General features: G+C 72.0%; 17 protein-coding genes and 1 riboswitch. Of the genes, 10 read left to right on the forward strand and 7 right to left on the reverse strand.

Features of this window, described 5'->3' with window-relative positions; translation table 11 throughout:
* Nucleotides 1–96 precede the first annotated feature (96 nt).
* The 4 genes from ACIO3O_RS05445 to ACIO3O_RS05460 all read left to right on the forward strand — a co-directional run bounded on the left by ACIO3O_RS05445 (nucleotide 97) and on the right by ACIO3O_RS05460 (nucleotide 3,530).
* Complete coding sequence (locus ACIO3O_RS05445) at nucleotides 97–894, forward strand: class II aldolase/adducin family protein (protein ID WP_401742232.1); 798 nt, start codon at nucleotides 97–99, stop codon at nucleotides 892–894.
* Between the two features lie 37 nt (nucleotides 895–931).
* Nucleotides 932–1,525 carry a hypothetical protein gene (locus tag ACIO3O_RS05450; protein ID WP_401742234.1) on the forward strand — a complete coding sequence of 198 codons (594 nt, stop codon included), beginning with the start codon at nucleotides 932–934 and terminating at the stop codon, nucleotides 1,523–1,525.
* Between the two features lie 107 nt (nucleotides 1,526–1,632).
* Nucleotides 1,633–2,910, forward strand: coding sequence for a hypothetical protein (locus ACIO3O_RS05455; protein WP_401742236.1), 1,278 nt, complete (start codon nucleotides 1,633–1,635; stop codon nucleotides 2,908–2,910).
* Between the two features lie 98 nt (nucleotides 2,911–3,008).
* Complete coding sequence (locus tag ACIO3O_RS05460) at nucleotides 3,009–3,530, forward strand: DoxX family protein (RefSeq protein WP_401742238.1); 522 nt, start codon at nucleotides 3,009–3,011, stop codon at nucleotides 3,528–3,530.
* Nucleotides 3,531–3,686: 156 nt separating this feature from the next.
* Here ACIO3O_RS05460 and ACIO3O_RS05465 read toward each other — a convergent pair whose 3' ends face one another.
* Nucleotides 3,687–4,994, reverse strand: coding sequence for a PspC domain-containing protein (locus ACIO3O_RS05465; protein WP_401742240.1), 1,308 nt, complete (start codon nucleotides 4,992–4,994; stop codon nucleotides 3,687–3,689).
* Nucleotides 4,995–5,136: 142 nt separating this feature from the next.
* Between ACIO3O_RS05465 and ACIO3O_RS05470 the strand changes: the two genes are divergently transcribed.
* The 3 genes from ACIO3O_RS05470 (at nucleotide 5,137) to ACIO3O_RS05480 (ending at nucleotide 8,421) form a co-directional block, all read left to right on the forward strand.
* Entirely contained in the window at nucleotides 5,137–6,441 is a 1,305-nt protein-coding gene (locus ACIO3O_RS05470; protein WP_401742243.1) for a PspC domain-containing protein, read from the forward strand.
* Entirely contained in the window at nucleotides 6,438–7,136 is a 699-nt protein-coding gene (locus tag ACIO3O_RS05475; RefSeq protein ID WP_401742244.1) for a LuxR C-terminal-related transcriptional regulator, read from the forward strand. Before ACIO3O_RS05470 ends, ACIO3O_RS05475 begins: the two co-directional genes overlap by 4 nt.
* Nucleotides 7,137–7,302: 166 nt before the next feature.
* On the forward strand, nucleotides 7,303–8,421 hold the full coding sequence (locus ACIO3O_RS05480; protein WP_401742246.1) for an alpha/beta hydrolase: 1,119 nt from the start codon (nucleotides 7,303–7,305) through the stop codon (nucleotides 8,419–8,421).
* 18 nt (nucleotides 8,422–8,439) lie between these two features.
* On the opposite strand, the gene ACIO3O_RS05485 is transcribed toward ACIO3O_RS05480, so the two are convergent.
* Together ACIO3O_RS05485 and ACIO3O_RS05490 are read right to left on the reverse strand one after the other, a co-directional pair.
* Nucleotides 8,440–8,613 carry a hypothetical protein gene (locus tag ACIO3O_RS05485; RefSeq protein ID WP_401742249.1) on the reverse strand — a complete coding sequence of 58 codons (174 nt, stop codon included), beginning with the start codon at nucleotides 8,611–8,613 and terminating at the stop codon, nucleotides 8,440–8,442.
* Between the two features lie 142 nt (nucleotides 8,614–8,755).
* Nucleotides 8,756–9,823 (reverse strand): NlpC/P60 family protein, encoded by a 1,068-nt coding sequence (locus ACIO3O_RS05490; protein ID WP_401742251.1) that lies wholly within the window; start codon nucleotides 9,821–9,823, stop codon nucleotides 8,756–8,758.
* Nucleotides 9,824–10,076: 253 nt separating this feature from the next.
* On the opposite strand from ACIO3O_RS05490, the gene ACIO3O_RS05495 reads away from it, so the two are divergent.
* Entirely contained in the window at nucleotides 10,077–10,430 is a 354-nt protein-coding gene (locus tag ACIO3O_RS05495; protein ID WP_401742254.1) for a hypothetical protein, read from the forward strand.
* 13 nt (nucleotides 10,431–10,443) lie between these two features.
* On the opposite strand, the gene ACIO3O_RS05500 is transcribed toward ACIO3O_RS05495, so the two are convergent.
* Entirely contained in the window at nucleotides 10,444–11,673 is a 1,230-nt protein-coding gene (locus ACIO3O_RS05500) for an NlpC/P60 family protein (protein ID WP_401742256.1), read from the reverse strand.
* Nucleotides 11,672–11,845, reverse strand: a riboswitch (cyclic di-AMP (ydaO/yuaA leader). (Overlaps the previous gene by 2 nt.)
* Before the next feature lie 221 nt (nucleotides 11,846–12,066).
* Between ACIO3O_RS05500 and pcrA the strand changes: the two genes are divergently transcribed.
* Nucleotides 12,067–14,547 (forward strand): DNA helicase PcrA, encoded by a 2,481-nt coding sequence (gene pcrA / locus ACIO3O_RS05505; RefSeq protein WP_401742258.1) that lies wholly within the window; start codon nucleotides 12,067–12,069, stop codon nucleotides 14,545–14,547.
* Nucleotides 14,548–14,628: 81 nt separating this feature from the next.
* Here the strand turns inward: pcrA and ACIO3O_RS05510 are convergent, their stop codons facing one another.
* Together ACIO3O_RS05510 and ACIO3O_RS05515 are read right to left on the reverse strand one after the other, a co-directional pair.
* Nucleotides 14,629–16,119 carry a M23 family metallopeptidase gene (locus ACIO3O_RS05510; protein WP_401742260.1) on the reverse strand — a complete coding sequence of 497 codons (1,491 nt, stop codon included), beginning with the start codon at nucleotides 16,117–16,119 and terminating at the stop codon, nucleotides 14,629–14,631.
* A 270-nt stretch (nucleotides 16,120–16,389) separates the two neighbouring features.
* Nucleotides 16,390–17,226 (reverse strand): esterase/lipase family protein, encoded by an 837-nt coding sequence (locus tag ACIO3O_RS05515; protein ID WP_401742263.1) that lies wholly within the window; start codon nucleotides 17,224–17,226, stop codon nucleotides 16,390–16,392.
* 399 nt (nucleotides 17,227–17,625) lie between these two features.
* On the opposite strand from ACIO3O_RS05515, the gene ACIO3O_RS05520 reads away from it, so the two are divergent.
* Nucleotides 17,626–18,039 (forward strand): cobalamin B12-binding domain-containing protein, encoded by a 414-nt coding sequence (locus ACIO3O_RS05520; protein ID WP_401742265.1) that lies wholly within the window; start codon nucleotides 17,626–17,628, stop codon nucleotides 18,037–18,039.
* Nucleotides 18,040–18,242: 203 nt separating this feature from the next.
* Here ACIO3O_RS05520 and ACIO3O_RS05525 read toward each other — a convergent pair whose 3' ends face one another.
* Complete coding sequence (locus ACIO3O_RS05525; protein WP_401742266.1) at nucleotides 18,243–19,829, reverse strand: DUF5691 domain-containing protein; 1,587 nt, start codon at nucleotides 19,827–19,829, stop codon at nucleotides 18,243–18,245.
* Nucleotides 19,830–20,045: the final 216 nt, after the last annotated feature.

A 20,045-nucleotide genomic window follows, 5' to 3' on the forward strand; every position in this document is an offset into this window, starting at 1 on the left:
CCTGGGCCTGCGGGGCGTGAGGTGACAGCGGCATCGCTGCGTCCGCGTCCGGCGGCACTCTGGTTTCCGTCCGTACCACGCGGTAGCTTCCGCCCCATGACCGCCGAGATACCCGCGCCCCCGCCGGTGCCCCTGGACCAGCTCGACTTCTCGATGCCGCCGGTGCACAACGACCCGGCAGACGAACGCCGCTACCGCAAGGAGCGGCTGGCGGGCGCGCTGCGGATCTTCGCCTCGTACGGGTACGAGGAAGGCGTCTCCGGGCACATCACCGCCCGCGACCCCGAGTACGCCGACTGCTACTGGGTGAACCCCTTCGGCCTCGCCTTCGCCGACGTCACGGTGAGCGACCTGCTGCTGGTCAACGGGGACGGGCAGGTCGTCCAGGGCCGGCGGCACGTCAACCAGGCCGCGTTCACCGTGCACGCCCAGGTGCACAAGGCGCGCCCCGACGTCGTCGCCGTCGCGCACACCCACTCGGTGCACGGGCGCGCCTTCTCCGCGCTCGGTGAGCTGCTCGACCCGATCACCCAGGAGTCCTGCGCCTTCTACGAGTCCCACGCGCTGTACGACGCGTACACGGGCGTCGCCGTGGACCCCACGGAGGGCCGCTGGATCGCCGGGGCGCTCGGCAGCCACAAGGCGGTGATCCTGCGCAACCACGGGCTGCTCACGGTGGGCGACTCGGTGGACGCGGCGGCCTGGTGGTTCCACACCCTGGAGCGCTCCTGCCAGGTGCAGTTGGCGGCGACGGCGGCGGGCAAGCCGGTGCTGATCGGGCACAAGGAGGCGGTCGAGACCCGGGACCAGATCGGCGGGGACCTCGTCGCGTGGATCAACCACCAGTCGATGTGGCGGCGGATCAGCAGGGCGGAACCGGAGCTGCTGAGCTGAGAGTTTCACTTGTGAAGGACTGGTGTACGTTCGGCGGATGATGAGGGCGAGAACGGCACTTCGGGTGGCCGTGGGAGTGGTGGCCTGCGGGGCGGTGGCGGTGTTCGCCGGGCTGCTCATGCTCCTGGACTGGTGGGACGACCCGGACTTCGCGCGCGCAGCCGCCCGCGCACCGGTCTGCGGCCCCGACACGGGTTCCCTGTACATGAACGGCGGCTGCCTGACCACCGATCCGTACCTGGTCACCGACAAGCGGCCGAGCGAGGGGCCGCACGGCGCCGGCACCTGGCTCCGCCTGAGGCCGGTCAGCGATTTCGACGACTGCACGGAGTGCGACAACACCACACGGGCCCGCTTCGCGGCGAGCGGCCCGGTGGTGGACAAGGTGCGCGTCGGCGACACTCTGGACGCCACCAGCCTGGGCTTCATCGGCATCCTGGAGATCGAGCGCAACGGTGTCGCGCAGAAGAGCCTGGACTACCCGATGAGCGTCGCCGACACCCGCCTCGCCCGCGCCCTCATGGTCCTCACCGCCGGCGGCGTCCTCCTCGCCTCCGGCGGCTACGCCCTGCGCAACACAAGCCCCCTGCGCGTCAACGTCGTGCCGGGGTCGTCACCCCGTCCCACCTGAACCCCTGGGCGCACCCGCCGCCGCGTACGGCACAATTCCCTTTCAACACATGCACGTTCACACGTTGATAGTGAGTTAGTTGTTTCGGGGAAAGGGCGGCGTCTGTCGTGGCGGTGCACGAGGCGAGGCAGAGCACGCACGGCAGTGGGCACGGCGGGGGATGTGTCTGCGGGGGATGCCCCAGCGGCGCCCGGGAGGGGCACCGGCGGGCCGTGGCCGCCTTCCTGGCCAAGCGCGACGAACTCGCCACCGGGGAGGGCCTGCCCACCGCCGTCGCGCACTCCACGAGCGCGTCCCGGCAGTGGGTGTCCGACGAACTGACCCAGTCCGCCCGCGAGGTCGCCGACCGCTCCCGCGAAGCCGGTGACGTATGGCTGCGCCACCTGTGGCGCGGGACGCTGCTGGCCCTGTGGGGCGGGGTCGTGGTCCTCGCCCTGGTGCAGGCGTTCACCGCGATCGGTACGGGCTGGACCCTCGCCCGTACCGCGGGACTCGTCGCAGGGGTGGTCGCGGCGACCGTACTCACTGCCGCAGCACGGGTGCACCGCTCGCGCGGCGGGCTGCTCGCGCCGCTGGTCGGCGAGGACAACCGGCTCTCCACCTCGCGCACCGTCGCCGCGGGCTGGGTGCTGCTGGCCGTCTTCGCGGTGCTCGTGCTGGCGGTGGAGCTGGCCGGGGCCTCCCGGCCCGCCGACCGGGACGCGCTGATCGCCGGGCTCGACCTCGCGCGCGGCGCGGGCGTGCTGACCGTCCTCGCGCTGACCTGCGCGGTCGCCGTGCTGCTGCGGCGCGTGGTGGGCGTACGGGTGCTGAAGCAGACCCTCCAGAAGGTGCGGGCCGACCGGCCGCGCGCCGCCGACCTGCTCACCGACGACTCGGGGCGCGGGAACTTCGGTGACGTCCAGTACGTACTCGTGTCGGGCGTGGCCGTCGTCTTCGCCGCCGTACGCCTCGCCAGGCGGCCGGAGCAGCTGCCGGACCTGCCGTGGGGGCTCGCCCTCCTCGTGGTGGCGTCCGCCGCGACGTACGTCGCCGGGAAGTTCGCCGAGGGCGGGCGCCCGGTGGTGCTGTCGGTCGTGCGCGCCCGGGAGGCGGGGGACCTCGACGGCCCGATCCGTACCGGCGACGACATCGAGATCCGGGGCGCCGGATTCGTACCGCCCGGGGCGCACACCCCCGACCGGCTGGCCCGCATGGTCGTGCGCATCGGCACCGTCCACGTGCACGTCCCGCTGGTGCCCGTGCCCGGCGGCTTCGCCAACCCGACCGACAGCGTGCTCACCGTGCCCGTCCCCGTCGAGGTGGAGCCCGGCGAGGTCGAGGTGCAGGTGGTCACCGCGGCCGGGGTGGAGACCAACAGCCACCGCATCGACGTCACCGACTGAGCCGCACCAAGACCGCCCCACCCGCTGAGCCCCGCCCGCCCTTCGAACGTATGGTCAAAGGACGGACGGCGAGTGCGAGGGAAGGCAGGGCCGGGGCCATGGCGTACGGATACGGAACGAACGGCACACGCGCGTACGGGACCAACGAACCGCGGGGCCTGCGGCACAGCGCGAGCCGCTTCGCGCTGCTGCCGCTGCGGCTCTTCCTCGGCTTCACCTTCGTCTACGCGGGCCTCGACAAGCTCACCGACAGCACCTTCCTGTCCGGCAGCGGCAACGGGTCCGTCGGCGCGATGATGACCGCCGTGCGCGACAGCTCCGCCGTGCCCTGGCTGGTCGACCTCGCCCTGAAGGCGCCCACCGGTTTCGGGTACGCCATCGCGATCGGCGAACTCCTCGTCGGCATCGGCACCCTGCTCGGCCTGTTCGCCCGGGTGGCCGCCGTCGGCGGGGCGCTGATCTCGCTCAGCCTGTGGCTGACCGTCAGTTGGGCGGCCACCCCGTACTACTACGGCAACGACCTGCCCTACCTGATGGGCTGGCTGCCGCTGGTGCTCGCCGGAGCCTCCGTGTTCTCGCTCGACGCGATGCGCGCCCTGCGCCGGCGCCGGATGCCGTAACCGACCGCTCCGACCACCGACGCCACCACCAGTCCGCAGGCCACCAGCGGGACGAGCGCCCACCACGGGGTGTCCCACTCGCCCTCCACGTCGGCGACGTACACCGCGACGGCACCCAGGAACGTGAGGCCCAGGACCGCGCGCCCGGGCTGGAAGTCATGACGCAGCACGTTCCACCGCCACCTGTCCGACGCCGACTTCGAGCCTCAGGTCCACCGTGCCCGCGGGTTTCGCCCCCGGGGGCGGCATCAGCGTGCGCACCTCCTGCTGGTCGGTGCGGATGTCGATGTCGTCCGCCCCCTCGCCGGGCAGCTGTACGTCGCCCATGCCGAGCTCCATGTCGACCCGCACCGTCACGTCCTTCGGCACGACCACGCGCAGCGCGCCCGCACCGACCTCGACCCGGGTGGAGAGCGTGCGGCCCGGTTCCACCACGATCTCGCTGAGGTCGAGGCGTCCTTCGCCCGCGCCCAGCTCGTACGACGGCTGCACCTGCTGCGAGGTCGAGGGCCGCCAGTTCGTGGTGGCCCAGTCGGTGGAGATGTTCTTGGGGATGGTCGTCGCGGCCGTCAGCAGGCCCGCCGTCAGCAGCCCCAGGAAGATCGTCCCGACACCGACCCGGCCGAAGAACGAGGCGAGCAGCAGCCCCACGCCGAACACCGCCAGCGCGCACGCCAGACCGGTCGCCAGGCTGGTGCCCAGCGGGTCGCTCTGCCAGGTCGCCGCCGTGCCCGCCGCACCGGCCAGCAGGGCCGCCAGGAAGGTCAGGCCGCCGAAGGAGCGCGGCCGGTTGTCCACGGGCCGCCAGGGACGCCGTACGGGCGCGTCGGTGACCGGCTCGTCCGGCGGACCCCACAGGTAGCCGTGCGGCACCGGGCCGGTGGTGCCGTCCTTGACGATCGGGTCCCGCCACCAGGAGGGCGTGCCGGGAACCGGCGGCGCCTTGGTCTCCGGCGGCGCCGCCACGTCTTGCACCGGGGTCGCCCCCGGCTCCTCCAGGGCGGCGGACCTGCGCTGCCGCGACCACACCGTGCTCGCCCCGACGATCAGCAGCAGCATCACGGAGAACCCGAAGACACCGCCGTTGTGCCGCAGCGCCAGGAACATCCCGCAGCCCACCAGGGCCAGCAGCACCGCGATCAGCGCCGGGCCGTCGACCCGCCCGGTCAGCAGCCGCCTGCCCTCGTTCTCGTCGTCGCCCTCCAGGGGCACCAGCAGCCAGGCGAAGCCGTACGCGATCAGCCCGATGCCGCCGGTCACCGAGGTCACCGCGAGCACCACCCGGAAGATCACCGGATCGACGTCGAAGAACTCGCCGAGCCCGCCGCACACCCCGCCGACCGTGCGGTGGCGTCGGCTGCGGTGCAGGGTCCGGCGGGGCACGGCGTCGGACGGCACGTCGGGGCGCCCGGGCGGGGGCGCCCCGCTCCCGGGGGCCGGTGCTGCGTCGTGGACTTCTGTCATACGCCCCATGGTGACGGCCCGGTCCGGGGCACGGCACCTGGGGCGACCCTGGCTGATCCCTGATTTCCGGCCCGTCGCACTCTCGGGGAATCGGGGGTTTTCCCCCATGTGCCGGGCCCCGTACGCGTGTGACCATCAAGGCATGTCGTCCATCGCCCCGGGCCGCCGCCCGGCCCGCACCCCCGCCGCCGAGCAGGACCCGGCGGGGCCGCCGCCGCGCAAGCTCTACCGCAGCGCGGACGGCCGGATGCTCGGCGGTGTGGCCCGCGGGCTCGCGGGCCACCTCGGGCTGCCGGTGGTCTGGGTGCGGATCGCGTTCTTCGCCCTGTTCCTGATGCAGGGGCTCGGCGCGCTCCTGTACGCCGTCTTCTGGTTCTTCGTGCCGCTGGGCGTCGGCGGGGTGAACGCCGAGCCGCGCAGCGTGTTCGAGACCCTCCCGGACGGGCGGCGCCGGCTGCGGACGCCCGACAAGGGGCAGATCGTCGCCCTGATCGCCCTGTGCGTGGGCGCCGCGATCTTCATAGGGAACGTCGACACCTCGGGCAACGAGCGCTACGTGTGGCCGCTGCTGCTCACCGGCGCCGGTGTCGTCCTGGTGTGGCGGCAGGCCGACAACGCGCGGCGCGCGCACTGGACCGAGGGCGACAGCCGCCGTCGCCGCACCCTCCAGGTGATGCGCGGCGTCGCGGGCGTCGCCCTGGTGGCCGTCGGCCTCACCGTCTTCATCGTCGTCCGGGGCTCGGCCGCCCAGCTCGGCAACGTGCTCACCGCCGCCCTCGCCGTGATCGCCGGGATCGGGCTGCTGGCGGGACCGTATCTCGTACGCATGACGCAGGACCTCTCCGAGGAGCGGCTGATGCGCATCCGTGCCCAGGAGCGCGCCGAGGTCGCCGCCCACGTCCACGACTCCGTGCTGCACACCCTCACCCTGATCCAGCGCAACGCCGACGACGGCTCCGAGGTGCGCCGCCTGGCCCGCGCCCAGGAGCGCGAACTGCGCAACTGGCTCTACAAGCCCGAGGGCACCGGCAAGGACGCGGCGGAGGAACCGAGCACCCTCGCGGAGGCCGTGAAGCGTTCCGCCGCGGAGGTCGAGGACAAACACGGTGTGCCTCTTGAGGTGGTCGTCGTCGGCGACTGCCCGCTGGACGACAAGCTGACCGCACAGATGCAGGCCGCGCGCGAGGCGATGGTGAACGCCGCCAAGTACGGTGGCGAGGGCGGGGCGGTGCAGGTCTTCGCGGAGGTCGAGGGCCGCACGGTCTTCGTGTCCGTACGGGACCGGGGGCCCGGCTTTGACCTCGACTCCATCCCGGACGACAGGATGGGCGTACGAGAATCGATCATCGGCCGGATGGAACGCCACGGCGGAACGGCGACCCTGCGTTCCGCGCCCGACGGGGGCACGGCGGTGGAGCTTGAGATGGAGAGGGCGGCGGACGCATGACCGAGCAGCAGAGCACCACGGAGAATGCCGCGGAACGGCACGTCAGGGTGGTGCTGGTGGACGACCACCGGATGTTCCGCACCGGCGTGCAGGCCGAGATCGGCCAGACCGCGACGACGGGCGTGGAGGTCGTCGGCGAGGCCGCCGACGTCGACCAGGCCGTCACCGTCATCACCGCCACCCGCCCCGAGGTCGTCCTGCTGGACGTGCACCTGCCGGGCGGCGGCGGAGTGGAGGTGCTGCGCCGCTGCGCCCCACTGATGGCGGACGCGGAGCGGCCCGTACGGTTCCTGGCGCTGTCGGTGTCGGACGCGGCCGAGGACGTCATCGGGGTGATCCGGGGCGGGGCGCGCGGCTACGTCACCAAGACCATCACCGGCGCCGACCTGATCAACTCGGTGTTCCGGGTGCAGGACGGCGACGCGGTGTTCTCGCCGCGCCTGGCCGGGTTCGTGCTCGACGCGTTCGCCTCCACGGACGCGCCGCCGGTCGACGAGGACATGGACCGGCTCACCCAGCGCGAGCGCGAGGTGCTGCGGCTGATCGCGCGCGGCTACGCGTACAAGGAGATCGCCAAGCAGCTGTTCATCTCGGTGAAGACGGTCGAGTCGCACGTCTCGGCGGTGCTGCGCAAGCTCCAGCTCTCCAACCGGCACGAGCTGACCCGGTGGGCGACGGCGCGACGCCTGGTGTGACACCGGCGCTGGTGCGGGGGCCGGCACCGGCGCTGGTGCGAGGGCACGTCCTGGCACCGGCCCTGGTGCGAGGGAGCCGCCCTGGCACCGGTGCCGGTGTGAGGCGCACGACAGGGGGGTGAGGTCGGGAACCTCCGTTCGGGAAGACCCCTCTCCTCCTCATGTGATGAGTCTGACCGGGACCCCCTTCTTCGTGACCGCGATATGCCTGCTCGTGGTCGCCGTCGTCCTGCCGCTGGCGCTGTGGAGCCGGGTGCGGGGACCCGCCGCGGTACGCGCCGCCGTACGCCTGCTGATGCTGGTGTTCGCGCAGGTCACCGCCATCACGGTGGTGTTCGTCGCGGTCAACAACGCCAATGGGCTGTACGACACCTGGGAGGACCTGCTGGGGGCGTCCGACCACGCGGGCACGGCCGCCGACCTCGGCCCCGACGGCACCGGCGGCCAGAAGCTCTCCGAGCAGCCCCGGCAGGTCGCGGCCTTCCGGCCCGTGGACGACGCCAGGATGGGCGAGGGCGTCCAGGTCACCGACCTCAAGGGCCGCTTCTCGGGCGCCGAGGGCGAGGTCTACGTGTGGCTGCCGCCGCAGTACGACGACCCGGCGTACAAGGACAAGAAGTTCCCCGTGGTGCAGCTGCTGCCCGGCTACCCGGGATCGGCGAAGGCCTGGTTCGGGGCGCTCCAGGTGAACAAGCAGCTGAAGCCGCTGATGCAGCAGGGCAAGGTGAAACCCTTCATCCTGGTGTCGCCGCGCACCACCCTGCTGGGCGACCAGACCGACACCGGCTGCGCGAACACCCCGGGCAAGGTCAACGCGGACACCTGGCTGAGCGTCGATGTCCGCAAGATGGTCACCGACACCTTCCGGGCCTCCGGCAAGGCCGCGGACTGGGCGGTCGGCGGGTACTCGGCGGGCGCGCACTGCGCCACCAGGCTGGCGATCGCCCACCCCGACCGGTACCGCGCGGGCGTCAGCCTCTCCGGCTTCAACGACCCGAACGGCGAACCGGCCGCCCTCACCGCCGCCACCCCCCAACTCCGGCGCGCCAACAACCCGTACCTCATGCTGAAGCAGGCCAACAAGGCCGGGAAGCCGCCGCACACCGCGCTGTTCGTGTCGGGCGCGGCGGGCGACGGCTACGAGGCGGCGAACGCGCTCAAGGGCGAGGCGAAGAAGCCGACGACGGTACGGGTGGTGAAGACCGTGGGACCGCACGGCACCAGCGTGTGGAAGCAGCAGGTGCCGGAGGTCTTCCGGTGGCTGTCGGAGCAGGTCGGGAAGTAGCCGCGGGAGGGCCCGGGGTCAGTAGCGGCCCGCGGTGCCGTGCCCCCGGCCGCCGCCGCGCAGTCGGCCGAGCAGCGACCTGGCCTGTGCGCGCCTGCGCGGATTGGCGGCCTCGCGGCGGCCGCGGGCGATGGTGCGGCGGCCCTGCGGGCTGCGGGCGTAGCTCTTGAGCTTGCTGATGATGCCGGGCATGGGGTTCCTCCGGTCGTCCACTGCGCCGTGGAGGTCACGGCCCTGCACGGCGTGTACCCCTGCCCGACCCGCTGATGCGGCGGGATCACGCCACCCGCCAGGACCCGGCCTCCTCCGCACCACCCGCCTCGCCGCGGGCCCCTCACACCGGCCGTGTCGCCCCCACCATCGGCATCTGGTCGATCGGCGCGATCCGCACGGGGGCGCCGGGGCGCGGGGCGTGGATCATCTTGCCGTCGCCGATGTACAGCCCGACGTGCGAGATCCCCGAGTAGAAGAACAGCAGGTCCCCCGGCGCGAGTTGGGAACGCGAGACCCGCTGCCCCGCGTTGATCTGGGTGTACGTGGTCCGGGGCAGCGACACCCCGGCCGAGCGCCAGGCAGCCTGGGTCAGTCCCGAGCAGTCGAAGGAGGAGGGGCCCGTGGCGCCCCAGACGTAGGGCTTGCCGAGCGCGGAGTAGGCGAAGGACACGGCCTGCGCGGCCCGGGCGTTGGGTGCGCCGACCGAGCCGCGCGGCAGCTCCCGGCCCGCCGAGGCCCGGTCGGCGCGTTCGCCTTCGCCCCCGTGCCCGTCCTGGGCGGCGTACCGGGCCCGGTCCTCGCCGGTCAGCCGGGAGAGCAGCTCCTCGGCCTCGGAGATGTTCCCCTGGATCTTCTCCTTCTGCTTCTTCAGCTCGGCCTCCTCCTGGGCGAGCTGGCCGAAGCGCTGCCCGGCGGCGCCCCGCAGCCGGGCGATCTGCGCGAGCTGCCGCTGCGCGCCCCGGACCTTGGCGGCCTGGAGCTCCCCGGCCCGCCCGGCGACGGCGGCCCGCTCCAGGTACTGGTCGGGGTCCGAGGTGAGGGCGACCTGCAGGGCGGGCTCGATGCCGCCGGAGCGGTACTGGGCCGCGGCCATCGAGCCGAGCGACCTGCGCTCGACGTTGAGCTGCTCGGTGCGGCGGGCCGCCTCGTCGCGGAGCTGGTCCAGGGACCTCTTGGTCCGTACGGACTTCTCCTTCACGCCGTTGTACGTCTCGGTGGCGGTCTCGGCGTCGTGGTAGAGCTTGTCGACCTTCGACTTGATCTGGGCCGGGGTGAGCGTCGGCTCCGCGTGCGCGGTGCCCTCCAGGGCGGTGCTGCCCGCGGCTCCCGCCAGTGCGAGGGTGACCGCGGTGGTGCGGGCGGTACTGCCGCCGAGTGAGCGCTGCTTGGGCTTCCGGTGCGCTGCCACGAGGGCGTTCACGTCCTTCCACGGGTACGGCCGGTGGGGGTGGGGGAGTCGGCCATCTGGGGAGGGACGCTAAACCTGCCCGTCACGGGGCAGCCTTCGAACGACCGCTAATGCCCGCAAGTGCTCAGACATTGGTCGAGATCGATCACGGCGAACGAGGCGGAACCACTGCTTCCGTTCCCTCTGTGACCGATGGGGCACAGTGGCCCGCCCTGCCGCATGAGGCGTGCTAACGGCTGGCTAGGCTCCGGCCATGGACGTACTCCTCAACATCTTCGTCGGCCTGCACATCATCGGCATCGCCTCCCTCCTCGGCGGGTTCCTGACCCAGATGAAGGCGATGGGCGCGGGCACCGCCCGCTTCAGCCCCGCGATGCTGCACGGCGCGCTGACGATGCTGATCACCGGGGTCGCCCTGGTCGGCATCCACCAGGCCCAGGACCACAACGTCAACAACCTCAAGATCGGCATCAAGCTGGCGATCCTCGTGGTGATCCTGGGCCTCGTCTACGTCAAGCGCGACGAGGAGAAGGTGGAGAAGGCACTGTTCGGCGCGGTCGGCGGGCTGACGGTCGTCAACATCTTCATCGCCGTCCTGTGGAACTGACGCCGCCGGGCACTCAGACGGGCCGCACGCTCCCGTGGATCGGCATGTAGAAGATCGACTCCTCGCGCACCTGCGCGTTCGGCTTCGGCGCGTGGATCATCATCCCGTCGCCCTTGTAGATGCCGACGTGGCTGATGTCGTCGTAGAAGAACACCAGGTCACCCGGCTTGAGGTCCTTCGTCGCGACCCGCTCGCCGACCTTCACCTGGTCCCAGGTGGTACGCGGCAGGTCCACCCCGGCGGCCTTCCAGGCGGCCTGGGTGAGCCCCGAGCAGTCGTACGAGGAGGGGCCGGTCGCGCCCCAGACGTACGGCTTGCCGAGCTGGGCCCGCGCGAAGGCCAGCACCTTCCCGGCCTTCGTGGAGTACGAGCTCCCGGAGCCGGAGCCGGAGCCCGAGCCACTGTCGGAACCCGAGCCCGAGCCACTGTCGGCACCCGAGCCCTGTCCGGAGCCTTCGGCGGGCTGCGGCTGCTCCTTCTGCCGCTCCCGCTCCTTGGCCGCCTCCGCCGCCTGCCGCCGCGCCAGCTCGTCCGCCCTGCGCCGGGCCTCCGCCTTCCGCTCGCGCTCCAGCTGCTCCAGCCGCGCCTTCTCCTGCGTGCTCAGCCGCGACAGCAGCCCGCGCGCCTGGCCCAGCTTGTCCTGCACGTCCTCCTTGGACTGCCGCAGCGCCGCCTGCGCCGTGGTCAGCCGTTCCAGGCCGCGGGTCGCCTCGCCCCGCTTCCTCGCGGCGGCCTCCTGCTGGGTGCTGTAGTCGTCGACCAGCTTCTGCTGCCGCTCGTTGGCCCGGGCCATCACCCGCCGGGACGCGAAGTACGACGCGGGGTCGTCCGAGAGGAACAGCGCGGAGGCCGAGCCCACCGACCCGCTCCGGTACTGGGACGCGGCGAGCGAGCCGAGCGTGCGCCGGGCCTGGTTCAGCCGGTCGGTGCGCCGGGCGACGTCGTCCAGCACCCCGTCGAGCCGCTGCTTCTGCTTGCGGGTGGCCTCCTTGGCCGCGTTGTACTCCTGGGTCGCCGCCCCGGCCTGCCGGTACAGGGCCTCCACCTTCTGCTGCACCTCCTCGACGGAGGGCTTCGGCGCGGCCGGGGAGGCCTGCGCGGGCTGGGCGACGATGCCGACGGTCACCAAGGCGGCGGTGGTGACGCCGACGCCGGGCGCCGAGGAACGCATCGACGCGGCGATACCGGGCCGTGGTTTGCGGTGCGTGGGCGCAGGCTTGCGGTGCGAGGACACAGCGGGCAATTCCTTCCGTGGACCGCCTACCGGGTTAGCTGTCGGGTTCGGGCTCACGGAAAGGAAGGCGTGCCCTACGGCCCTCGGGTGTGGGGGTACGGGCCGATTCACCCCGGTGGTGTGTGTGGGTCCCCGGTTCCGAACCGCCGTGCGGGCGGGCCGGATTCGGCGTGCGACGACCGTTCCGGCGCGGTTCGCCGAGGGGGGTACGGGCCGCTCGCGCAGCACCGTAACGAATGGCTGTGACGGGTGGGAAGCCTGATGTTCGATATGCCCGATACATTTTCGTGACCTTCGTGGCCTTCGTGAGGGTGTGAGCGGAAGGCCACGGATGGTGGTCGCGGAGGGTTCTGGCGGAATCCGGACCGGGCTGTCAGTGGGGCCGCCTAGACTCGGTAGGCGATGAGCAGCCTCTTTGACGACAGCTTCCTGGCCGACCTCCAGAACAAGGACGACTCGGCCCCGCCGCCCCCGGAGGACACCGACGAAGGTCCCCCTCCGGAGGAGGTTCCGCACGACCTGTTCGAGGGGAAGTTCGACGGCCCGCCGCCGCCCCGGGACGCCTACTACCGGGACGGCGCCCCCCGCCCGGTCCTGGACCCGGCGGCCCTCCTCGACGGGCTGAACGACAACCAGCGCGCCGCCGTCGTGCACGCCGGGTCGCCGCTGCTCATCGTGGCCGGAGCCGGTTCCGGCAAGACCCGGGTGCTCACCCACCGCATCGCGCACCTGCTCTCCGCGCGCGGTGTGCACCCCGGCCAGATCCTCGCGATCACCTTCACCAACAAGGCCGCCGCCGAGATGAAGGAGCGCGTGGAGGCCCTGGTCGGCCCGCGCGCGGGCGCCATGTGGGTGTCCACGTTCCACAGCGCGTGCGTGCGCATCCTGCGCCGCGAGTCCAAGAAACTGGGCTTCACCAGCTCCTTCTCGATCTACGACGCCGCCGACTCCAAGCGCCTGATGGCCCTGGTCTGCCGCGACCTGGACCTCGACCCGAAGAAGTTCCCGCCGAAGTCCTTCAGCGCCAAGGTCTCCAATCTCAAGAACGAGCTGATAGACGAAGAGACCTTCGCGGGCCAGGCCGCCGACGGCTTCGAGAAGACCCTCGCCCAGGCGTACGCGATGTACCAGTCCCGCCTGCGCGAGGCGAACGCGCTGGACTTCGACGACATCATCATGACGACGGTGCACCTGCTCCAGGCGTTCCCGGACGTCGCCGAGCACTACCGGATGCGTTTCCGCCACGTCATGGTCGACGAGTACCAGGACACCAACCACGCCCAGTACACCCTGGTCCGCGAGCTGGTCGGCCCCTCGGGCCCCGGCCTCGCACCCGGCGAGCTGTGCGTCGTCGGTGACGCCGACCAGTCGATCTACGCCTTCCGCGGCGCGACGATCCGCAACATCCTCCAGTTCGAGGAGGACTACCCGGACGCCACGACGATCCTGCTGGAGCAGAACTACCGCTCCACTCAGACGATCCTCACCGCCGCCAACGCGGTCATCGAGCGCAACGAGAACCGCCGCGCGAAGAACCTCTGGACCGACGCCGGCGCGGGCTCGCTCATCACCGGATACGTCGCGGACACCGAGCACGACGAGGCCCAGTTCATCGCCGAGGAGATCGACCGCCTCACCGACGCGGGCGACGCCAAGGCCGGAGACGTCGCCGTCTTCTACCGCACCAACGCCCAGTCCCGCGTCTTCGAAGAGATCTTCATCCGGGTCGGCCTGCCCTACAAGGTCGTCGGCGGCGTCCGCTTCTACGAGCGCAAGGAGGTCCGGGACATCCTGGCCTACCTGCGCGTCCTGTCCAACCCCGAGGACACCGTCCCGCTGCGCCGCATCCTCAACGTGCCCAAGCGCGGCATCGGCGAGCGTGCCGAGGCCATGATCGACGCGCTCTCCCTGCGCGAGCGGATCAGCTTCCCGCAGGCCCTGCGCCGCGTCGACGAGGCGTACGGCATGGCCGCCCGCTCGTCCAACGCCGTCAAGCGGTTCAACACGCTGATGGAGGAGCTCCGTACGATCGTGGAATCGGGAGCCGGACCGGCCGTCGTCCTCGAAGCGGTCATGGAGCGCACGGGCTACCTCGCCGAGCTCCAGGCGTCCACCGACCCGCAGGACGAGACCCGCATCGAGAACCTCCAGGAACTCGCCGCCGTCGCCCTGGAGTTCGAGCAGGAGAACGGCGACGAGGACACCCCGGGCACCCTCTCCGACTTCCTGGAGAAGGTCGCCCTGGTCGCCGACTCCGACCAGATCCCCGACGAGGACGAAGACGGTTCCGGCGTCATCACGCTGATGACGCTGCACACCGCCAAGGGCCTCGAATTCCCGGTCGTCTTCCTCACCGGCATGGAGGACGGCGTCTTCCCGCACATGCGCTCGCTGGGCAACACCAAGGAGCTGGAGGAGGAGCGCCGCCTCGCCTACGTCGGCATCACCCGCGCCCGCGAACGGCTCTACCTCACCCGCTCCACCCTGCGCAGCGCCTGGGGCCAGCCCTCGTACAACCCGGCCTCCCGCTTCCTGGAGGAGATCCCGGACACCCACCTGGAGTGGAAGCGCACCGGTGCGCAGATCCCGGCGGGCCCGGTCTCCGGTTCCCGGGGCGGGGTGGGCTCGGTGGCGGCCTCGCTGTCGTCGTCGCTCGCCAACTCCCGCTCCCGCAAGGGGCCTTCGGGCTTCGCCACCGGCCGGGCCTCGGACAAGCCGGTGATCACCCTCGCGGTCGGCGACCGGGTCACGCACGACCAGTTCGGCCTCGGCACGGTGATGACGGTGACCGGCTCCGGCTCGGACGCGCAGGCCACCATCGACTTCGGCGACGAGCGCCCGAAGAAGCTGCTGCTGCGGTACGCGCCGGTCGAGAAGCTGTAGTACGTCGCTGTACGCCGCAGGGGCCGCACCGGATCTCCGGTGCGGCCCCTGCGGCGTACAGGCGCGTGTTTGCTGACGTCGCTACGTCGGGTCGAGGTCGTGGCTGCGGAGCCAGGCCAGCGGGTCGACGGCCGAGCCGCCGCCGGGGCGCACCTCGAAGTGCAGGTGGGCGCCCGTGGAGTTGCCGGAGTCGCCCGCGTAGCCGATGACGTCGCCCGCCTTGACGGTGCCGGAGCGCATCTTGGTGCGGGAGAGGTGGCAGTACCAGGTCTCCACGCCCTTCGGCGAAACGACCTTCATCATGTTTCCGTAGGCGCTGTTGAACTGGTAGCTGACCGTGCCGTCGGTCGCCGCCATCACCGGGGTGCCGAGGTCGACGGGGAAGTCGATGCCGGTGTGCACGGCCGCCCAGTTGACGCCCGCCTGGCCGTAGTACGCGCTCAGACCGTGCTGCTTCACCGGCAGGACGTACTTGGGGCGGGCGGCCTCCTTGCGGGCGGCCTCCTCGGCCTTGCGCTTCTTCTCGGCGTCCTGGCGTTCCTTGAGGTCGATGCGCTCCTGCGTACGGCTGGCGCGGTCGCCGAAGTCGCGGGCGTCGGCGCTCAGTCCGGCGGCCATGGTGTCGAGTTTGTTGTTGACGGCGACGGGCTTCACGGTCGCCGGGTCGGCGACGGTCATGGCCGTCGGCTTCTTCGCCTCGTCGGCGCCCGCGACCCCGCTGACGGAAGCGGCGGCGATTCCTGCGACGCCCATGACACAGGCGGAGGGCACGGCGACGGTGAAGAGGGCGGAGCGCTTGGCGGGGGTGCGGCGGCGGCCGCGGTTCGCGGGGGCTCGGCGGGCGGCGCGAGGGCCGGCCGCCGCGGGTTCCGGCTCGGGGCCCGGGCCGGAGTCGGCCTCGTCGTGGGCGCGGGGGGAGATCACCGGGAACTCGGTGGTGTGGACGTCCGTTTCACCGGTGAGGGGGCCGGGGGTGTCGGGGGCGTCCTGGGTGTCGTGAGCGTCGTGGCCGGTGTTCCAGGCGGTGGCGTCGAAGGCGCCGGTCTCCAGGCTGGGATCGTACGGCTGCCACTGGTGCCCGGAGGAGGAGTCGGCGGAGTAGGCGAACTGCGGGGCGTCCGGGTGGCCGGTGTCGAACTGGCCGGTGTCGAACTGGCCCGTCCCGAACTGCCCGGTCTGGAACTGCGTCGCGTCGAACTGGCCGGTCTCGAAGGCGCCCGGGTGGACCTGGTGCGTCTGGTTCGCCTCGCTCCACGCGGTGGCGTCCCACTGGCCGGTCGCCATGGCGTCGGCCTGGTAACTCTGCGTGTCGTACGAGACGGGGCCGCCCTGCGCCGGAATGTCCGCGAGGTTGCTCCACGTACCGGTGGTGTCATGGCCCTGTTGCGGGGTATGTGCGCCGTACGCGTCGTACCCGGCGGTGAGGTCCTGGTGCGAGCCGGTGTCCCACTGGGTGCTGTCGTACTGGCCGCTGTGGTCGGCAGTGCCGGGCAGACCGCCGAAGAGCGGATCGGTGCCGAAGCTGCCGGAGGGGTACGTGTCGTACCCGGCGTGGGGTTGCTGGTCGTTCACCAACGTCTCTCTCGCCTCGGCAGCAGGACCTGTTTCCCGGGTGCCATGAGCACCCAGAGTGAAAGCAGTGGCGCGACTGTACCCGGCGGTATGCGGCGCGGACAATCTCCGGCAGGTTTTGAGCAATCAGGAAACGGGCATTCAGCCGCCTTTTGGCGGACGGCGGGCATGGGTTTGGCGCTGCGTTCGGCGATTGTTCGAGGAATGCAAGGGCTTGATCACCGCACATTCACACTCTGCGCACTCGTCTGGGTGTTTACCTTCCGAGGGTTACGCGACGGAGACTCCGGTTGTCGACGCGGCGGCGGCGTCCGAGGCCTGGAGAACCTGCCGGATGGTGGCGGCGACCGCGGGATGTACCGGCAGGGCGAGGTGACCGATGCCGCTGACCTGCACGTTTTCCGCGACGAGATCGGGATGGTGGAGGCAGGCGGTTTCCACCGGGACCATTATTTGATCAAGGTCGCTCCAGAAACTCACGAATCGCGTCCGGCATCCCGGGGCGGGAAGGGCGAGTTCCGCGATCACCGAAGAGCCCGGTCGCATCTGCCGCACGAGAGGGTGAGCGCTCATCGGCGGGGCGACGCGGGTGCCTTCGTGCGGAGTTCCGAGAGTGACGAGTGTGCGCACGCGCGTGTCGCCGCCGAGCCGCTGCGTGTAATACCGGGCGATCAGACCGCCCAGGCTGTGCCCGACCACGTCGACCCGGGTGTGCCCCGTCCGCGCGCAGATGTCCTCGATGTGCCGGGCCAGGAGTTCGGCGGCGGTGCGCAGGTCGCAGGTGAGGGGGGAGTAGTTGAGCGAGGTCAGGTGGCGCCAGCCGTGCCGGGCGAGGGAACGGCGGAGCAGGACGAACACGGAGCGGTTGTCGACGAAGCCGTGCAGCAGGACGACCGGCGGGCGGTCCGCGGCGGGGGTGAGGAACTCGGGCGTGGCCTCGGACTCCGGGCGCGGCCCGTCGAGGGTGAGGGGTTCTGGTCGCTCCGGGCGCATTCCGGCCGGATAGAGCATCAGATGCCCGAAGAGGACGGCCAGTTCCAGGACGGTGGAGCGCAGCAGGGGGAGGAGGGGCGTGAGAGGAGTGAGGGGCAGGGGCGGAATTCTCATGGTGGCCGACCTCCCGAACGGCACGCGGGGGGACGGCCCTGTCCCCCGTGTGCCCTCATGGGGTGCCGTGATGAGGCCCGGTGAAGAAAAAGAGTGGGCCGCACCACCGTGCCGTGCGGCTGACGGCGCGGTGGTGCGGCGACCTCGTTGCGGCTCCCCGTGCGACGGTCCCGTCGTGGCTGCTGCTCCCGGGTTCCTGACCTCCCGGGGCGCGGTGCCTGTTGAGGCGGGTGCGACGCACAGCGAACGTTTTCCCATCGTGTGATTTCCCCCTCTGTCTGCACCGCGAAACGGCGGCGTGCGGGATGCTGTGGATAACGTTCGTTCACTTCCCTGCTCCTCCTGGGGCGGGGAACGTTGCGCCAACGGCGGCGCGGTGCGTACTGGGAGGCAGCAGCGATGGGTGTTACGGGTCCGATCCGTGTGGTGGTGGCGAAGCCGGGGCTCGACGGGCACGACCGCGGGGCCAAGGTCATCGCGCGGGCGCTGCGCGACGCGGGCATGGAGGTCATCTACACGGGCCTGCACCAGACGCCCGAGCAGATCGTGGACACCGCGATCCAGGAGGACGCGGACGCGATCGGCATGTCGATCCTGTCGGGCGCCCACAACACCCTCTTCGTGAAGGTCATCGACCTGCTGAAGGAGCGGGACGCGGCGGACATCAAGGTGTTCGGCGGGGGGATCATTCCGGAGGAGGACATCGCGCCGTTGAAGGCGAAGGGGGTCGCGGAGATCTTCACGCCCGGGGCGACGACGACGGCGATCGTGGACTGGGTCCGGGCGAATGTGAGGCAGCCGGCGGGGATGTAGGGCGCCGGGGATTCGGGTGCGCGTGGGTGGTGGTTGCTGTTCCGGCCGGGGGCGCTGCCCCCGGGCCCCCGGGATTTCGCCCCGGTCCCGCCCCTTTCCCTCAAGCGCTTGCCGCGCGGCTTGGTTTTGGGTTGCTCGCGCAGTTCCCCGCGCCCCTGATGGCATGCCCTGCGGGCAGCCATCCCCTCGCCCTCCGCGCGGTCCTACGCCAGTTCCCGCACCATCGCCGCCCTCAACCTCAACGTCCCCACCAGCCGCTGGAACGCCTCCGACCAGTAACCCCCGGCCCCCGGCGACGCCCCCTCCGCCTCCGCCGGAGTCGTCGTCAGGATCTCCAGCCGGTCCGCCTCGCCCGGATCGAGGCACCTCTCCGCCAGCCCCATCACCCCGCTGAAGCTCCACGGGTAACTCCCCGCGTCCCGGGCGATGTCCAGCGCGTCGACGACCGCCCGCCCCAGCGCCTGCGACCACGGCACCACGCACACCCCCAGCAGTTGGAACGCCTCCGACAAACCGTGCGCCGACACGAAGTCGGCCACCCAGTCCGCCCGTTCCCCGTCCGGCAGCGTCGCCAGCAGCTTCGCCCGTTCGGCGAGCGACGCCGTGCCCGTCCCCGCTTCCGGCGGCACCGACGGTGCGCCGAGCAGGGCCCGTGCCCACTCCGCGTCGCCCTGCCGTATGGCCGCCCGGCACCACGCCGCGTGCAGTTCCTCGCCCCAGCCGTCCGCCACCGGCAGTGCGGCGATCTCCTGCGGCGTACGGCCGTTCAACCGCGGCGACCAGGCGGACAGGGGAGCGGATTCCACCAATTGGCCCAGCCACCACGACCGTTCGCCCCGCCCCGCCGGGGGTTTGGCGACCACGCCGTCCCGCTGCATCGCCGCATCGCACTCGTGCGGGGCCTCCACCACGATCCCGCCGAGCGTGCCCGTACGGTCCGGGCTCACGCAGGACGTCGCCCGCGCCGCCATCCGCGCGGCGAACGCCGAGGCGGGAAGCGCCGAGAGCAGCTCCGCCGCCACCGCGCGGACGTTACGGCTGCGGTCGGCGAGCGCCTGCTCCAGGAAGCCCTCGTCGTCGGCGCCGAGGCCGGCCCGCAGCGAGTCCAGGAACATCAGCCGGTCCTCGGCCCGCTCCGTGGCCCAGGTGCTGGTGAGCAGGGCGAGCGCGGCGGCCGGGTCGGCGGCCCGCACCGCGCCGAGCAGCCCGACCCGCTCGGCGAACAGCCCCTCCTCCCACAGGGCCCGCACGGCCTTCGCGTCCGTCACGTCGGGGAGCGCGGCCCCGCCCGACGACCCGCGCAGCGCGTACTTCCACTCCGGGTTGAGCCGGGCCAGCCAGAGCCCCCGCGCCCCGGCGAACTCCAGTGCCTGGGGCCGCAGATCGGTCCGGGCCCGGGCGGCGTCCAGCAGCGCGGGCAACAGGTCCTCGGGAGCCCGGTACCGGTGGCCGTTGGCGGCGGCCAGCCACTGCGGCAGCAGCTCCGTCAGGTCGGGCGCACTGCCCCGCCGCCCACCGGACTGGGCGGGGGCCGCCCGGTCCGCCAGCAGCAGGGCGAGCCTGCGCCGGGCGGGCGCGGGCAACCGGGCCCGCCCGTCCTCCGGTGCGGGGGCGGGCAGTTCACCCGCGACGGCAGGAGTGAGCCCGGCCCGCCGCCGCACGGTGTGCACGGCGGCGGCATCCAGCAGCGCACGGGCGGGCTCCGCCCCCGAAACGGGCCGCCGATCGGTCCCCAGCAACGCGGCGGTGACCAACTCTTCCCAGCTGACCGGGGGAGTGACGGTACTCATCAATATCCCTTCTCGAACGGTACGGGGATGACCCGACCCCGTCAGGGGCGCGGGGAACTGCGCGAGCAACCACACACAAGCCGCGCGGCGAGCGCTTTAGGGAAAGGGGCGGGACCGGGGCGAATCCCGGGGGTCCGGGGGCAGCGCCCCCCGCCGGCCCCGCGGGGGGGGGGGGGGCGCCCGGCCCGGGCGCGGCGGGCGGCGGCGCGGCGCCGC

Origin of the sequence: Streptomyces sp. NPDC087440 (assembly GCF_044744005.1) — a bacterium.
In the GTDB taxonomy this organism is placed as follows: Bacteria; Actinomycetota; Actinomycetes; order Streptomycetales; family Streptomycetaceae; genus Streptomyces.